Annotated in this window: 15 protein-coding genes; 7 read left to right on the top strand and 8 right to left on the bottom strand. The window is 75.3% G+C overall.

Going from position 1 to position 13,986, the window contains the following annotated elements; genetic code table 11:
- The first annotated feature begins 61 nt into the window (after nt 1–61).
- Nucleotides 62–1,507 (top strand): protoporphyrinogen oxidase, encoded by a 1,446-nt coding sequence (hemG, locus tag ACF068_RS13075; protein ID WP_392274274.1) that lies wholly within the window; start codon nt 62–64, stop codon nt 1,505–1,507.
- Nucleotides 1,508–1,511: 4 nt separating this feature from the next.
- The gene (gene hemQ / locus ACF068_RS13070; protein ID WP_392274273.1) at nt 1,512–2,225 is read left to right on the top strand and encodes a hydrogen peroxide-dependent heme synthase; all 714 of its coding nucleotides are present in this window, start codon (nt 1,512–1,514) and stop codon (nt 2,223–2,225) included.
- 182 nt (nt 2,226–2,407) lie between these two features.
- Here hemQ and ACF068_RS13065 read toward each other — a convergent pair whose 3' ends face one another.
- The 6 genes from ACF068_RS13065 to ACF068_RS13040 form a co-directional block, all read right to left on the bottom strand.
- Nucleotides 2,408–3,172, bottom strand: a complete 765-nt coding sequence (locus ACF068_RS13065) for a TIGR04222 domain-containing membrane protein (protein ID WP_392274272.1) — start codon at nt 3,170–3,172, stop codon at nt 2,408–2,410.
- 44 nt (nt 3,173–3,216) lie between these two features.
- Nucleotides 3,217–3,816 (bottom strand): DUF4142 domain-containing protein, encoded by a 600-nt coding sequence (locus tag ACF068_RS13060; RefSeq protein ID WP_392274271.1) that lies wholly within the window; start codon nt 3,814–3,816, stop codon nt 3,217–3,219.
- 104 nt (nt 3,817–3,920) lie between these two features.
- Complete coding sequence (locus ACF068_RS13055; RefSeq protein ID WP_392274270.1) at nt 3,921–4,922, bottom strand: TIGR04222 domain-containing membrane protein; 1,002 nt, start codon at nt 4,920–4,922, stop codon at nt 3,921–3,923.
- On the bottom strand, nt 4,922–6,403 hold the full coding sequence (locus ACF068_RS13050; protein WP_392274269.1) for a DUF692 domain-containing protein: 1,482 nt from the start codon (nt 6,401–6,403) through the stop codon (nt 4,922–4,924). Before ACF068_RS13050 ends, ACF068_RS13055 begins: the two co-directional genes overlap by 1 nt.
- A gap of 131 nt (nt 6,404–6,534) precedes the next feature.
- Nucleotides 6,535–7,299, bottom strand: a complete 765-nt coding sequence (locus ACF068_RS13045) for a DUF4142 domain-containing protein (RefSeq protein WP_392274382.1) — start codon at nt 7,297–7,299, stop codon at nt 6,535–6,537.
- A gap of 66 nt (nt 7,300–7,365) precedes the next feature.
- Nucleotides 7,366–8,034 (bottom strand): peptidyl-tRNA hydrolase, encoded by a 669-nt coding sequence (locus tag ACF068_RS13040; RefSeq protein WP_392274268.1) that lies wholly within the window; start codon nt 8,032–8,034, stop codon nt 7,366–7,368.
- Between the two features lie 70 nt (nt 8,035–8,104).
- Between ACF068_RS13040 and ACF068_RS13035 the strand changes: the two genes are divergently transcribed.
- From ACF068_RS13035 to ACF068_RS13020, 4 genes are read left to right on the top strand one after another with little or no spacing between them, the layout of a single operon-like run.
- A complete protein-coding gene (locus ACF068_RS13035; RefSeq protein WP_392274267.1) occupies nt 8,105–8,782 on the top strand; it encodes an AIM24 family protein in 678 nt (225 codons plus the stop codon).
- A 44-nt stretch (nt 8,783–8,826) separates the two neighbouring features.
- Nucleotides 8,827–9,651, top strand: a complete 825-nt coding sequence (locus ACF068_RS13030) for an ATP-binding cassette domain-containing protein (protein ID WP_392274266.1) — start codon at nt 8,827–8,829, stop codon at nt 9,649–9,651.
- Nucleotides 9,648–10,316: an ABC transporter gene (locus ACF068_RS13025; protein ID WP_392274265.1), complete on the top strand. Its 669-nt coding sequence runs from the start codon at nt 9,648–9,650 to the stop codon at nt 10,314–10,316. Before ACF068_RS13030 ends, ACF068_RS13025 begins: the two co-directional genes overlap by 4 nt.
- A 14-nt stretch (nt 10,317–10,330) precedes the next feature.
- Nucleotides 10,331–10,522, top strand: a complete 192-nt coding sequence (locus ACF068_RS13020; protein ID WP_392274264.1) for a hypothetical protein — start codon at nt 10,331–10,333, stop codon at nt 10,520–10,522.
- 31 nt (nt 10,523–10,553) lie between these two features.
- Here the strand turns inward: ACF068_RS13020 and ACF068_RS13015 are convergent, their stop codons facing one another.
- Both ACF068_RS13015 and ACF068_RS13010 read right to left on the bottom strand, forming a co-directional pair.
- A complete protein-coding gene (locus ACF068_RS13015; RefSeq protein ID WP_392274263.1) occupies nt 10,554–11,582 on the bottom strand; it encodes an aldo/keto reductase in 1,029 nt (342 codons plus the stop codon).
- A gap of 51 nt (nt 11,583–11,633) precedes the next feature.
- A complete protein-coding gene (locus ACF068_RS13010; RefSeq protein ID WP_392274262.1) occupies nt 11,634–12,590 on the bottom strand; it encodes a polysaccharide deacetylase family protein in 957 nt (318 codons plus the stop codon).
- Nucleotides 12,591–12,702: 112 nt separating this feature from the next.
- Between ACF068_RS13010 and ACF068_RS13005 the strand changes: the two genes are divergently transcribed.
- Nucleotides 12,703–13,926 (top strand): cytochrome P450, encoded by a 1,224-nt coding sequence (locus ACF068_RS13005; RefSeq protein WP_392274261.1) that lies wholly within the window; start codon nt 12,703–12,705, stop codon nt 13,924–13,926.
- Nucleotides 13,927–13,986: the final 60 nt, after the last annotated feature.

The raw sequence follows: 13,986 nt of genomic DNA, 5'->3' as shown, positions 1-13,986 counted from the left end.
TGCGACCCCGACCCGACCGGTCACCGTCGGGACCGGCAACGGCGTTTGAGAGAGTGGGGTCATGAACGCGGACACGGGTGACACCCCCAGCAGCGGCCACGTCGTCGTCATCGGCGGCGGCATCGCGGGCCTCGCCGCGGCCCACCGGCTGAGCACCGCCGGACAGCGCGTGACCCTGCTGGAGGCCACCACCCGGCTCGGGGGCAAGCTGCACGCCGGCGAGATCGAGGGCGCCCCGGTGGACCTGGGCGCCGAGTCGATGCTCGCCCGCCGCCCCGAGGCCGTCGACCTGGCCCGCGCCGTGGGCCTCGGCGACCGCCTCCAGCCGCCGGCCACCGCGACCGCCGCCGTGTGGACCCGGGACGCGCTCCGGCCGATGCCCAAGGGCCACGTCATGGGCGTCCCCGGCGACGCGGCCGCCCTCGCCGGACTCCTGTCGTCCGAGGGCCTCGCCCGCATCGCGCACGAGGCGGACCTGCCCCCCGCCGACCCGGCCGCCCTCGGGGACGACATCGCCGTCGGCCGCTTCGTCGCCGACCGCCTCGGCCGCGAGGTCGTCGACCGGCTCGTCGAACCCCTCCTCGGCGGGGTGTACGCGGGGGACGCCTACGCCATCTCCATGCGCGCCGCCGTGCCCAAGCTCTTCGACGCCGCCCGTACCCACGGCACCCTCACCGAAGCCGTCCGGTCCCTCCAGCAGGCGCGGCAGCCCACCGGGCCCGCCTTCATGGGGATCGAGGGCGGCATCGGCACCCTGCCCGGGGCCGTCGCGGACGCCATCACCGCGCGGGGCGGCGAGGTCCTCACCGACACGCCCGTCCACGCCCTCACCCCGTCCCCCGGGGGTGGCTGGGACGTCCGTACCGGCGACCGCGTCCGCCACGCCGACGCGGTGGTCGTCGCCACCCCCGCCTGGTCCGCCGCCGAACTCCTCGCCGGCCAGGCCCCGGCGGCCGCCGCGGAACTCGCCGCCGTCGAATACGCCTCCATGGCCCTGGTCACCCTCGCCTTCCGGCGCGCGGACGTGGCGGGTGTCCTCCCCCCGGGCTCCGGCTTCCTCGTCCCGCCCGTCGACGGCCGCACCATCAAGGCGTCCACCTTCTCGTCGCAGAAGTGGAAGTGGACCGACGAGGGCTCCCGCGACCTGGTCGTGCTCCGCACCTCCGTGGGCCGCCACGGCGAGGAGGACCACCTGCACCGGGAGGACGCCGACCTGGTTGCCGTGTCCCTCAAGGACCTCGGCGACGCCACCGGCCTGGCCGCCCGGCCCGTCGCCACCGAGGTCACCCGCTGGATCGGCGGCCTGCCGCAGTACCCCGTCGGGCACCTCGCCCGGGTCGCGCGCATCCGCGAGGCGGTCGCCCGGCTGCCCGCCCTGCGCGTCTGCGGAGCCGTGTACGACGGCGTCGGCATCCCCGCGACCATCGCGAGCGCCCGGCGTGCGGCCGACGAGATCCTCGCCACGCCGACCCTGGCGCACGGCACCCTGAGCGACGAGCGAGAATAGCCCCATGAGTGCGCCCGAAAAGATCCCGAACGCCGGTAAGAAGGCGAAGGACCTCAACGAGGTCATCCGCTACACCCTGTGGTCCGTCTTCAAGCTGCGCGACGTCCTGCCCGAGGACCGGACCGGCTTCGCCGACGAGGTCCAGGAACTCTTCGACCAGCTCGCCGCCAAGGACATCACCGTCCGTGGCACGTACGACGTGTCCGGTCTGCGGGCCGACGCCGACCTGATGATCTGGTGGCACGCCGAGACCTCGGACGCGCTCCAGGAGGCGTACAACCTCTTCCGCCGCACGAAGCTCGGCCGCGCGCTGGAGCCGGTCTGGTCGAACATGGCACTGCACCGCCCCGCCGAGTTCAACCGGTCGCACATCCCGGCGTTCCTCGCCGACGAGACGCCCCGCGACTACGTCTCGGTGTACCCCTTCGTCCGCTCCTACGACTGGTACCTGCTGCCGGACGAGGACCGTCGCCGGATGCTCGCCGACCACGGCAAGATGGCCCGCGGCTACCCGGACGTCCGCGCCAACACGGTCGCCTCGTTCTCGCTGGGCGACTACGAGTGGATCCTCGCCTTCGAGGCGGACGAGCTCTACCGGATCGTGGACCTGATGCGCCACCTGCGTGCCTCCGAAGCCCGGATGCACGTCCGCGAAGAGGTCCCGTTCTACACCGGCCGGCGCAAGTCGGTCGCCGATCTGGTCGCGGGTCTCGCCTGACGGCCTCGACCTGACCGACCCGGTGACGGGCGGGCACGGTGTCCCGGACGCCCCCGCACGTCACCCCACCGACCCGGAAGATCAGACGGCCGGCCACTTCGCCCGCCGCTCCAGCGACACCGGGTCCGGCACCGGGTGCGGCGCGCGGCCAGCGCGCCGCACCGGCGTCCGCACCGGCGTCCTCACCGGCCCCGCCGCGGTTCCGGGGCCAGCGCCGCCCGCAGCGCCGGGTCGTCCAGGGCATGGACCCCGCCGATGGCGACGGCGGCGAGCGGATCGCCCGCGCGCACCCTCGTCAGCAGCCGCTGCCCGGTGGGGGAGGCCCAGCGGGTGTACGGGCGGACCTCGACGCGCGCGATGACCAGACAGCCGAGCGTGAGCACGAGCGGGAGCCCGAACCAGGTCAGCCCCCGCGCGTCCGGCCCCTGTCCCGCGGGGAGCAGCAGCGCGGTACCCGCCGCGAGCACGACCGTCAGCAGGGCCGCCAGCCGCACCGCCCGCAGCGCCGAGACGATGGCGGACCTGGCGCCGTCGGGCACCGCCAGCCCCGCCGCGACCAGCCGGTCGGCGAGCGCCCGCACCGCGTCGGCGGCGGAGGCAGTGGCACGGACCGCCGCTATCCGCGACTGGCCCTCCGGCCCTATCGCCCCGATCACCGACCTCTCCAGGTCGTCCGCGCCCTCGGGGTCCGGGTCCACGACGGTGGCCCACCCGGTGTGGGCGAGCCACAGCCGCCGCCTCCGGTGCAGCGACACCAGCGTCAGATCGGTGACCCGCTGCGGCCCGCCGGCCAGGAACGCCGCCTCGTACAGGCTCAGTTCACGCTCCCGGTCCACCGCGGTGACGGCGGGGACCGGCTGGGCGGCCTCGACGGCTGCCAGGCACAGCCGCGCGCAGCTGACGGCCGCCACGGCCCATGTCACCACCAGGAAGGGCACCCAGAACATGCCCGAGTTCTACGCGAGAGGGTGAACGCGGCGCCACCGGGTTTTCACGATGTGGACACGGCGTGCCCGGGCGCGGCGATGGCCTCCAGGGCGGTCAGGTCCCCGAGGAGCAGGCGCACCGTGTCGTCGGCGAGCGCGCGGACCAGGGTGTTGCGGGTGGTGGCGCGGACCTCGGCGGCCGCCGAGAACAGCCCGCCGTGCGCCCGGCGCAGCAGGCCGGCGAACACCGGCTCGTAGGCGGGCCCGTGCGCCTCGGTCAACCGCTCCAGCCAGCCCCGCTGTTCCTCGGTGGGCTGGCTCGGCAGCGGCATCCGGAGCCGGGCGGCGACGTCACGGACGCGGACGCCGAGGTACGTGTGGTCGTCCGCGAGGTGCCGCCCGGCGGCCTCGGTGACGCGGCTGGGGGCGCGGCCGGTGGCCTGCTGGGCGGCCGGCAGCGCCCAGAGCCCGGCCAGCCGCACCCGGACGACGAAGTCGCGGTCGGCGGTGGACAAGGGGCCCCACCGGGTCGGCACGGCACCGGCCGCCGAGCGGGCGGCGCCGGTGCCGGCGCGGTCGCCGTAGGACCAGACGGGGAACACGAGGGCGGCGAGGGTCGCCGTCAGGGCGACGACGACCAGGCCGGTGCCGGGGTGGGGTCGCATGGTGTTGTGCACGCTAGCGGGCGGCACCCGGGGCGTACGTGCGGTTGCCGGACATCCGGTCAACTCCCGTGCGCAATTGGTACGTTGGGGGGTTGTCGGTCCGGTCAGTCGCCGCCGCCACCCCCGCCGCAACCGCCACCGCCACCGCAGCTCGAACCACCGCTGGAGCCCCCGCAGCCGGAACCGCCGCCGGAGCCGCTGCCGCAGCCCGATCCGCCGCTGCACGCGGAGCCGCCGCCCCCGCCGCCCCCGCAGCCGCCCCCGCAACCGGAGCCGCCCGTGTCGGCGCTCGCGCACCACACGGTGACCGTGGTGGCCGCGAAGAGACCGTCCTGCTCCGTGCCGCCGCCGTCGCTCCTCCGGGCGGGTGTCCGCGCGGCCGTGACCAACTGCTCGCGGAGCGCGAGGTCGGGCAGCGCGCGCAGCCCGTGCACCGCCACCAGGTCCCCCGGCCCGGTCAGGTGGGCGTGCGCCCGGCGGTACGCGGCGAGCGCACGGCGGCCCGCCCCGGTGAGCCGGCGCCGGGCGACGGCCCCGCAGATGATCCCGATCACCACACCGGCGATCAGCGCGGGCAGCACCTTCACCACGAACGGGAACGGCAGGTCGCTCACGTCGGCGGTGGCGTACTCGGCGATCGTCCCGGCGACGGAGGCGATGAAGAGCAGCACGCAGCCCGCCGCCTGGGCGGCGCTCCGGCGGCGCCAGACGCGTCCCGCCCCGAGCGGCACGATCAGCCCCCGGGCGGCGAGCCGGTCGCCCACCTCCTGGACGGCGGGGTGGCGCATGGCCGCGAGCCGTACCGTGTGCAGCGCGCCGCTGGGCGCGGCGGCGATGGTGTCCAGCACCGCGCGCTCGACGGGGTCCTGCCCGACGGGGCGTACGACGTGGACGATGCCCGGCCCGCCGACGGCCACGCGGCCGTCCGCGGCCAGCGAGGCGAGGGCAGAGTCGACGACCCGGGCGGGCCCGCCGTTGAGGAACGCGGCCTCCACCCGGTAGTGGACGGAGCCGCCGGGCCCGCGTCGGGAGGCGGCCACCCCGCCGATGAGCAGGGCCGAGGAGACGGCGACGGCGACGTACAGCAGGAGTGCGAGGATGTTCATCACGCGGCCCGCCTCCCCACGAACGCGGCGCGGGCGGCACGCACCAGCCGGCCGGCCCGGCCCGGTGGCCGTGCCCCGGCCCGGTCCTGCCACCAGGCGGTGAGCCTCCGGCGGGCGACGGGGTCCTCCGGCCGCCCGGCGACCAGCAGGTGCTCCGCGAAGTCCAGCGCGTCGCGCCGGTAACCGCCGCGCATGGGGCGGGAACCGGCGTAGGCCAGGAACGCGGCGCGGTACCCGCCGCCGAGGATCTCCGGCAGCTCGGGCGCGACCTTGGCGACGACACCGGCGCGCTTGGCGGCCAGCGCCCTGTTCTGCACCCGCAGCCGCGCGTGGTCGAAGCCCTCGGGCGCGGGCGTCCCGGCGACCAGTGCCGACAGCAGGGCGGCCTGGGCGATCCCCAGCCGCTCCCGGGCCCCGGTCCCGCCGCTCCCGGTCGCCGTGAGCCGTGGCGGAACGGGCCGCGGCCGGGGACCGGCCCCGTGCGCCGTACCGGCCGGGTGCGGGGACTGCGGGGGGTGCGTGGTGAGCGCCGGGCCCGCCGGGTCCCGGTGGAGGTCCCGGCCCGTGTCCTCGCCCGCGCCGACCAGGGCCGGCACCTTCGCGGGGAGCGTCTCCCGCGCGCGGCCCGCGGCAGGGGTCACGGCCGCCTTGGCGGGGGCCGCCGCCCGGACCGTCTCGCGGATGGCGGTGAGTTCGGCCGCCAGCTCCTCGGCCGGCGGGAAGTCGTCGTCCCGCTCCAGCAGGACGCCCGGCGGGGCCGCCCGCGAGGAGAGGTCCGCGAGGACGTCCAGGACGGCCCGGGGGACCGGGTGGGCGTGGGTGTCGTGCCAGACGCCGTCCCGCTCGATCCCGCCCGCCACGTGCACGTAGGCGATGGCCTCGACCGGCAGCTCCGCCAGGGCCTTCGCCGGGTCCTCGCCCCGGTTGACGTGGTTGGTGTGCAGGTTCGCCACGTCGATCAGGAGGCGGACGCCCGTGCGTTCCACCAGCTCGGCCAGGAACCGCCCCTCCGACAGCTCCTCGCCGGGCCAGGAGAACAGCGCCGCTATGTTCTCCAGCGCCAGCGGGACCGGCAGCGCGTCCTGGGCGATGCGCACGTTCTCGCACAGCACGTCCAGCGCGTCCCGGGTGCGCGGCACCGGCAGCAGGTGCCCCGCCTCCAGCGCGGGAGAGGCGGTGAGCGGCCCCCCGGCCCGTACGAAGGCGATGTGCTCGGTGACCAGCGGTGCCCCCAGCGCGGTGGCCTTCGCCGCCAGCTCCGCGAGCCGCCCCTCGTCCGGCCGGTCCGCACCGCCCAGACCCAGTGACACGCCGTGCGGGACGACGGTGACGCCCCGCTCGCGCAGCCGCAGCAGGGGGTCGGGGAGGTGGCCGGCGCAGATGTTCTCCGCCACCACCTCCACCCAGTCCACGCCGGCCAGCCCCTCCACCGCGTCCGCGATCTCCGGACGCCAGCCGATGCCGGTACCCAGTTCCCTCATGTCCCCCTCCTTCTGCGTCGGTCGGAAGGGTAATGGCCCCGGCGGTGGAAGCCCGAAACGGGAGAACCGCAGTTCAGAGCTTCATTTGAGGTTACGGCCGGGGCTTGCGACCGGGCGTCGGAGGCGGGCCGTCAGGGCCGGTTGGTGTTGATCGCGGTCGGCGGACCGGGCTGCGTCGACGGCCGGGAGGTGAAGGACTGGTCCGTCCCCGTCGGCACGGCCGGTGACGGCGCCGGGGGCAGGTTGCCGTTGGGCGCCGGCGGACCGGACGGGCTCGCCGTCGCGCCGCCCGCCGCCTCGTTGGCGATCGCGTCGAAGTCGACCCTGCCGGTCGCCTCCAGCATCGTGATGTGGTCCAGCACCGTCTGGTTGGCGTCGGACGCGAGCTGCCGTATCAGGGTGTTGCGCGTGGTGTGCCGCACCTGGGCGACCAGCGCGAAGACCTTGCCGTGCGCGTTGCGCAGCAGGTTGGCGAACTTCCGCTCGTACTCCTCGCCGCTCGCCGCCGACAGCTCGCGCAGCCAGCCCTGCTGCTGCTCCGTCGGCTGGTTCGGCAGCTCGACGCCCAGCTTCGCCGCCACGTCGCGCGCCCGCTGGTCGAGGTCGGTGTGGCCGACGACGAGGTGGTCGCCCGTGTCCTTGATGGCCTGGCTCGGCGCCCGCTCGATCGCCTGCTGGCCGGCGGGCAGCTCCCAGAGCCCCGCCAGCCGGACCTTCACCAGGAAGTCACGGTCGGTCGCCGACAGCGGTCCCCACTGGGTCGCCACGGTCGACGCGTTGAGGTTGGCCTGGCCGGTTCCCGAGCGGTCGGCGTACGACCAGACCGGGAACGCCAGCGCGCCGACCGTGGCGACGAGGGCCGCGATGATGAGTGCCGAGCCGTTGATGCGTCGCAACAACAAGGTGGTGCCTCCCGAACCTGATGGCATTACTGGGAGGTACGTATACAGGGAAGGGAACGTTCAGTCGCCCCGGGGAGGAAAGTCGGCGACCACCGTGCACGACCCGGGAGCGATCTCGGTGAAGCCCGCGTCCCGCACCAACGGCCGTCCGCTCGTGCTGAGTCGGGCCCACCGGTCGGGGTGCGCGGTGCGCACGGCGAGCGGGAACCCGGCCTGCCGCCAGGCCGCGCGGTCCTCCTCCGCCATCGCCCGCCACAGAAGCTGCGCGCCATGGCCGACCTGCGCCATCTCCTTGCCGGTCGACATGCGCAGGTCCGGGTTGAGCCACAGCAGTGCCCGCCCGGGAGCGGGCGTCCCCGGCTCGCCGTCGTCGTCCAGCTCGGTGCCCGACACCTGGAGCTTGGCCAGCTCCTTGGGCCAGCCGTCCAGCGGGACCGGCGGGAAGACCCGTACCTCCGCGGTGCCGCCCGTGACCGTGATGCCCGGCAACTCCGCCGCCTTGCGCCACTCCGCGCCGCGCGCCCGGCGCACCACCTTGCGGATGCGGGCGTCCTCCCAGCCGCGCACGGCCCCGGCCCACTCCCCGTCGCCGTGCGCCCGCTCGTCCGACAGCAGCACGAGCACCGCGCGGGCCGCGGTCTCCAGCGCGTCGGTGCGCGCGGGGGGCTCGGAACGCTCGACGCGGACGACGAGGGGAAGGACGAACTGGGGGGCGTCATCACTGCTCACCCGCACAGTCTGCCAGCCCGCCGGACAGCCGTTCTTGGCGGAACAAGGGGTTCCGGGACACCATGCCCGCATGAAGAGCGATCTTTTCGCGTCCGAGAACATGGCGCAGCAGGCGGCAGTGCCCGGCATGACCCTCCAGAACGCGAAGTCGGTCAAGTACGTGGTCAACGGCGAGATGCACGCCCGGCAGGGATCGATGATCGCCTACCGCGGCAACCTCCAGTTCGAGCGCAAGGGCCAGGGCCTGGGCGGCATGCTCAAGCGGGCCGTCACCGGCGAGGGCCTGCCGTTGATGGCCGTCCGCGGCCAGGGCGAGGCGTGGTTCGCGCACGAGGCGCAGAACTGCTTCATCGTCGACATCGAGCAGGGCGACGCGCTCACGGTCAACGGCCGCAACGTCCTGTGCTTCGACGCCACCCTCTCGTACGACATCAAGACCGTGAAGGGCGCCGGGATGACCGGCGGCGGCCTGTTCAACAGCGTCTTCACCGGGTACGGCAAGCTCGCCGTCATCTGCGAGGGCAACCCCGTGGTCATCCCGGTCACCACCCACCAGCCGGTGTACGTCGACACCGACGCCGTCGTCGGCTGGAGCGCCCAGCTCGACACGTCGCTGCACCGCTCGCAGTCCCTGGGCTCGATGCTGCGCGGCGGCTCCGGCGAGGCCGTACAGCTCATGCTCCAGGGCGAGGGCTTCGTGGTGGTACGCCCCAGCGAGCTGACCCCCGAGAAGGCGAAGCAGAGCTGAACCTCCACCACGTCGGCCGCCGTTACGGCCTGACCGGACCATGGGTGCTGCGGGGAGCCGACCTCGGGCTGCCCGCGGGCGCCCTGGTCCGGATCGAGGGCGGCAACGGCAGCGGCAAGTCGACGCTGCTGCGGCTGATCGCCGGGATCGACGCCCCGACCGAGGGCCGCGTCACCGGCCGGCCCCGACGCACGGCGTACGTCCCCGAGCGCTTCCCCGCCGCCCTGCCGTTCACCGCCACCGGCTACCTCGTCCACCTCGGGCGCGTCCACGGGCTCCGGCGGCGTACCGCGGCGGAGCGGGCAGCCGCGTGGCTGGAGCGGTTCGGGGCCGCGGCCCACGCCCGCACCCCGCTGGCCGAACTGTCCAAGGGCACCAGCCAGAAGGTCGCCGTCGCCCAGGCGCTGCTCGCCGAACCCGGCCTGCTGGTCCTGGACGAGGCGTGGACCGGTCTGGACGCGGCGGCCCGCGCGGAACTGGACCGGGCGGTGGAGGAGCGGGTCGCGGCGGGCGGGACGGTGGTGTTCGTCGACCACGACCCGCGGCGGCTCGAAGGCGCGGCGGACGCGGTGTACGCGGTACGCGGCGGCCGCCTCGAGACCCGTCCGCGCACCGCCCGGCCCGGTCCCTCACCGACCGCCGGGGCGCAGCCGCCGGTGCGGGTGGTGGCGTCGGGCGGCCGTCTCGCGGAGCTGCGGGCCGACCGGCTTCCCGGCTCGCCCGTGTACACCACGGGCCCCGGCGGGGACGTGACGTTCACCGTGCCGGCCGCCCAGTCCGACGCGCTGCTGCGGGAGCTGCTGACGGCCCGCCCCGCGTGGCACATCCACCGGGTGAGCCCCGGGACGATCACGAGCAGGACCACATGACCGCGCTCCTCCGCTACCGGACCGCCCTGCTGTTGCGCTCCCAGCGCTGGCTCCCGCCGCTCCTGCTGTACGTGGCGTTCCTCGCCGTCGGCATACGCGTCGGGGAACCGCTCCTCGGCGCCCTCGGCTACGCCTCCGCCCCCCTGCTGCCGGTCACCGCCTGGCTCGTACGGATCTGCCTGAACCAGGAGCCCCCGGCCGCCCGGAACGTCACCGCGGCGGCGGCCGGCCGCGTCCGCGTCCACCTCGCGGCGGTCCTCACCGGCACCCTGGGCGCGGCCGTGCCGGGAGCGGCCGCGCTGCTGGTGGTGCCGGTGGCGGCCGCGCCGGTGGCCGCCGACGGGCGGACCGCCGTGCCGCTGCTGCCCGCCACCGCCGCGGGCCTGCTCACCGGGGCGGTCTGCGTGCTGCTCGGCGCGGCCGTGGGCGCCCTGCTGACCCGCCCGCTGCTGCCCGCCCCGGGCTGGTCCTTCGCCGCGATCACGGCGGCCGCCCTGCTGGCCCTGGTGACCACCGGCTCGCCCGCCAACACCGCCGTGACCGGCCTGGTGACCGGCAACCTCACCGGCAGGGTCGCGGTGCCGCTGCTCCCGCTGGCGGCCGCGGCGGCGCTGGCGGCGGGCGCGGTCGCGCTCGCCTGCCGGCTCACCGCCGTCCGGGAGTGAGTACGCTCGGACGTATGGACGATTCGTACGGTGAGACGCCGGCCGCCCGGGACGCCGAGCCCCGGGAGCGGGCGCAGGACGGGCAGCCGTACGCCGCGTGCGTGCTGTGCCAGGAGCCGACCGAGTACCCGGAGTCGACGAAGGGCATCACCCTGTGCCCGGTGTGCGAGTGGCGGGAGGCGGAGCGCACCGCCTGCTCCGGCTGACGAGGCCGCCCCGCCCGGCTCGGAACACGCCCTAGCCGCGGACCGACCGGGACGCGCGCCAGGTGCGCCGGTCGTCGATGTCCGCGTGCCGGTCGCCGTAGACGTTGCGCACGATGCCCGGTTCGGCCAGGAAGTCGTGCGGGAAGCCCAGCGGCACCGCGCTCACCCGGTCGAGCCGTGCCACGGCGTCCGCGTCCAGCCGTACGTCCAGGCAACCGAGGTTGTCGGCGAGCTGGCCGGGCCGGCTGGCGGCGACCAGGGGCACGATGTTGCCGGGGCGGCCGCGCAGCCAGGCCAGCGCCACCTGCGCCGGGGTCCAGCCGCCCTGCTCCGCGATGTCCAGGACGGCGGTGATCACCCCGGCCTCCCGGTCGTCCTCCCGCATCCCGTCCGCCGACAGCCGCCCCGGCTCGCCGCGCCGGTACTTGCCGGTGAGCTTCCCGGCCGCCAGCGGCGCCCAGGCCATGACGGTCTGGTCGTAGGCGCGTGCCTGCGGCAGCAGCTCCCGCTCGACGGTGCGTTCCAGCAGGTTGTAGCGGAGCTGGGAACCGGCGAAGGAGGTCCAGCCGCGCAGCTCGGCCAGGGTGCTCGCCTGGGCGATCTCCCAGGCGGGCCAGTCGGACACCCCGAGGTAGAGCACCTTCCCGGCGCGTACGAGGTCGTCCAGCGCCCGCATCACCTCCTCGACCGGCGTGTACACGTCGCGCGCGTGCACCCACAGCACGTCGAGACGGTCGGTGCGCAGCCGGGCGAGGCTCTCCTCGACGGACCGCACCAGATTCTTGCGGTGGTTGCCGCCGGAGTTCACGTCGCCCTCGCGGGTCGCGCAGGTGTACTTGGACGCCAGCACGAACCGGTCCCGGCGGCCGTCGAGCAGCTTGCCGAGGACGGTCTCGGAGGCGCCGCCGCCGTAGACATCGGCCGTGTCGACGAAGTTGCCGCCCGCCTCCGCGTACGCGTCGAGGATGCGGCCGCTGGTGTCGTCGTCGCCCATGACCATGGCGCCGAGCGCCAGTTCGCTCACGCGCAGACCGGTCCGGCCGAAGAGTGTGTAGCGCACGATGTGTCCCCTCGTCAGTGGTGGTCCCGACGCTAGGGGTTGGAGTGCGCCCTAAGGCAAGTCCGTGCCCTCCCGCCCGGCGCCCATCAGCTCCGAGACCTTGACGAAGCGGTAGCCGCGCCGGCGCAGCTCCGGGACGATGCGCCGGACCGCCCGCTCGGTGACGGGCGCGGCGCTGCGGGTGCAGTGCATCACCACCAGCGACCCGGGCCGTACCCCGGCCAGCACCTGCTCGGCGACCGCGTCGGCGTCGGTGGCGAAGGCGTCGCCGCTGACCACGTCCCACTGCACGGCCGTCACCCGCGCGGAGGTCAGCGCGCGCAGCGCCCCCTCGTCGTAACAGCCCCCGGGGAAGCGGAAGTAGGGGACGACGTTGCGCGCTCCTGCCGCGCGGAACGCGTCGAAGGCGCGGCGCACGTCGGTGGCCATGTCCTGCCGGTCCAGCGTGGGCAGCCCGTAGCAGGGTGTCGTGAAGGCGTGGTGGCTGTAGGAGTGGTTGGCGATCTCGAAGCGCGGGTCGTTGCCGATGGCCCTGGCCTGGTCGGGGTACTGCTCGGCCCAGCGCCCGGTCATGAAGACGGTCGCGTCGACATCCAGGCGGCGGAGCGTGTCGATCAGCGGGGGATTGTCGAACCGTTCGCCGTTCGCCGCCCGGGGGCCCTGGTCCGCGGTCATGTCGGCGTCGAACGTGAGCGCCACGGTCCGGCCGGCCGTCGCGGGGCCCCGTTCGAAGACGGGCGTGAGGCCGCCGGGGCCGGGGGCCATGGTGGGCGGTGTCCTCGGCGCGGTGCCCCGGGGGGCGGAGCCCGGCGGGGTGCCTGGCGCGGTGTCCGGCGCGGCCCTCGGCGGTGTCCCGGCGGGAGAGGGGCTCACGGCGGCGGGCGGTCGCCCGGGCGGGGCGGGGCGGGAGACGGCGGCCTCGCCGCAGCCCGCGAGAAGGGGGCACAGAACGACAGCGGCCGACACCCTGCGTACAAAAGAGATCACAGGCGGAAAATATATGATCATCGTGGGAATGGGTGTGCATCCCGCTTCCGTCCGGAGTAGTCCAGCGCGATGTCCCGCCCCGCCCGGGTGATCGTGAGGGGGAACCGCAGCCACCGAAGGGACGGACGGACCCATGACCGAGGACACCGCGACACGGCCCATCCTGGGTCCGCCACCCGTGCGGCACTGGCCCGCCCTGGACATCAGCGGCACCGAGTTCGACCCGGTGCTCGCGGAGCTGATGCGGGAGGGGCCGGTCAGCCGCGTCCAACTGCCCCACGGCGAGGGCTGGGCCTGGCTGGTGACCCGCTACGACGACGTCAGGGCGGTCACCAACGACCCCCGCTTCACCCGCGCCCCCGTCGCCGACCGCCAGGTCACCCGGCTCGCGCCCCACTTCAAGCCCAAGCGGGGCTCGCTCGCCTTCGCCGACCAGCCCGACCACAACCGGCTGCGGGCCGCCGTGGCGCCCGCCTTCACCCAGCGCGGAGTGGAGCGGCTGCGCCCCCGCGCCCAGGAGGTCCTCGACGGACTGGTGGACGTGCTGCTCGCGGACGGCCCCCCGGCGGACCTCACCGCGCGGATCCTGGAACCCTTCCCCATCGCCGTGGTCTGCGAGGTCATGGGCGTGCCCGCCGCCGACCGGGAGCGGATGAGCGCCTGGACCCGGCAGATCGTCTCCTCCTCGGGCGGCGCCGCCGCCAGCGCCGCGGCCAAGGACGGCATGTACGGCTGGTTCGCCGAGGCGATCCGCTCGCGCGGCGGCAGCACGGAGGAGGACGTCGTCTCGCTGCTGGGCGCGGCGGTCGGGCGGGGCGACATCACCGAGGAGGAGGCGATCGGCCTCGTGGGGCCCCTCCAGATCGGCGGGGAGGCCGTCACCGCCAACACCGGCCAGATGTTCTTCCTCCTGCTGACCCGGCCCGCCCTCCTCGAACGGCTCCGTGCCGAGCCCGCCGTCCGGCCGCGCGCCATCGACGAACTGCTGCGCTACATCCCGCACCGGGCCGCCGTCGGGCTGGCCCGGATCGCCCAGGAGGACGTGGAAATCCGGGGCGTCCGGATCAGCGCGGGAGAGCCGGTCTACGTCTCGTACCTCGCCGCCAACCGCGACCCGGGGGTGTTCCCCGACCCCGAGCGGATCGACGTCGACCGCACCCCCAACCCGCACCTCGCCTTCGGGCACGGCCCGCACTACTGCATGGGCGGGCTGCTCGCGCGGATGCAGACCGAGCTGCTGGTCGACACCCTGCTCGACCGCCTCCCGGAGCCGCGCCTGGCGGTGCCGCCCGGGAAGGTGCCGTGGCGGCGCAGCACGCTGATCCGCGGCCCGGAGGCCCTGCCGGTCACCTGGTGAGTCCGGCGGGGCCCGCCCGGCCGGGCCCCGCACCGGCCGCCGGCGGGGGCGGTGAACGCG

The organism is Streptomyces sp. NPDC016309 (genome assembly GCF_043077235.1).
Taxonomy (GTDB): Bacteria; Actinomycetota; Actinomycetes; order Streptomycetales; family Streptomycetaceae; genus Streptomyces.
This window is presented reverse-complemented; position numbering and strand designations above follow the sequence as displayed.

Bases quoted from the DNA above. Each gene is read 5' to 3' on its own strand.
- hemG (WP_392274274.1), top strand. From the start codon at position 62: ATGAACGCGGACACGGGTGACACCCCCAGCAGCGGCCACGTCGTCGTC.
- hemQ (WP_392274273.1), top strand. From the start codon at position 1,512: ATGAGTGCGCCCGAAAAGATCCCGAACGCCGGTAAGAAGGCGAAGGAC.
- ACF068_RS13065 (WP_392274272.1), bottom strand. From the start codon at position 3,172: ATGTTCTGGGTGCCCTTCCTGGTGGTGACATGGGCCGTGGCGGCCGTC.
- ACF068_RS13060 (WP_392274271.1), bottom strand. From the start codon at position 3,816: ATGCGACCCCACCCCGGCACCGGCCTGGTCGTCGTCGCCCTGACGGCG.
- ACF068_RS13055 (WP_392274270.1), bottom strand. From the start codon at position 4,922: ATGAACATCCTCGCACTCCTGCTGTACGTCGCCGTCGCCGTCTCCTCG.
- ACF068_RS13050 (WP_392274269.1), bottom strand. From the start codon at position 6,403: ATGAGGGAACTGGGTACCGGCATCGGCTGGCGTCCGGAGATCGCGGAC.
- ACF068_RS13035 (WP_392274267.1), top strand. From the start codon at position 8,105: ATGAAGAGCGATCTTTTCGCGTCCGAGAACATGGCGCAGCAGGCGGCA.
- ACF068_RS13025 (WP_392274265.1), top strand. From the start codon at position 9,648: ATGACCGCGCTCCTCCGCTACCGGACCGCCCTGCTGTTGCGCTCCCAG.
- ACF068_RS13020 (WP_392274264.1), top strand. From the start codon at position 10,331: ATGGACGATTCGTACGGTGAGACGCCGGCCGCCCGGGACGCCGAGCCC.
- ACF068_RS13010 (WP_392274262.1), bottom strand. From the start codon at position 12,590: ATGATCATATATTTTCCGCCTGTGATCTCTTTTGTACGCAGGGTGTCG.
- ACF068_RS13005 (WP_392274261.1), top strand. From the start codon at position 12,703: ATGACCGAGGACACCGCGACACGGCCCATCCTGGGTCCGCCACCCGTG.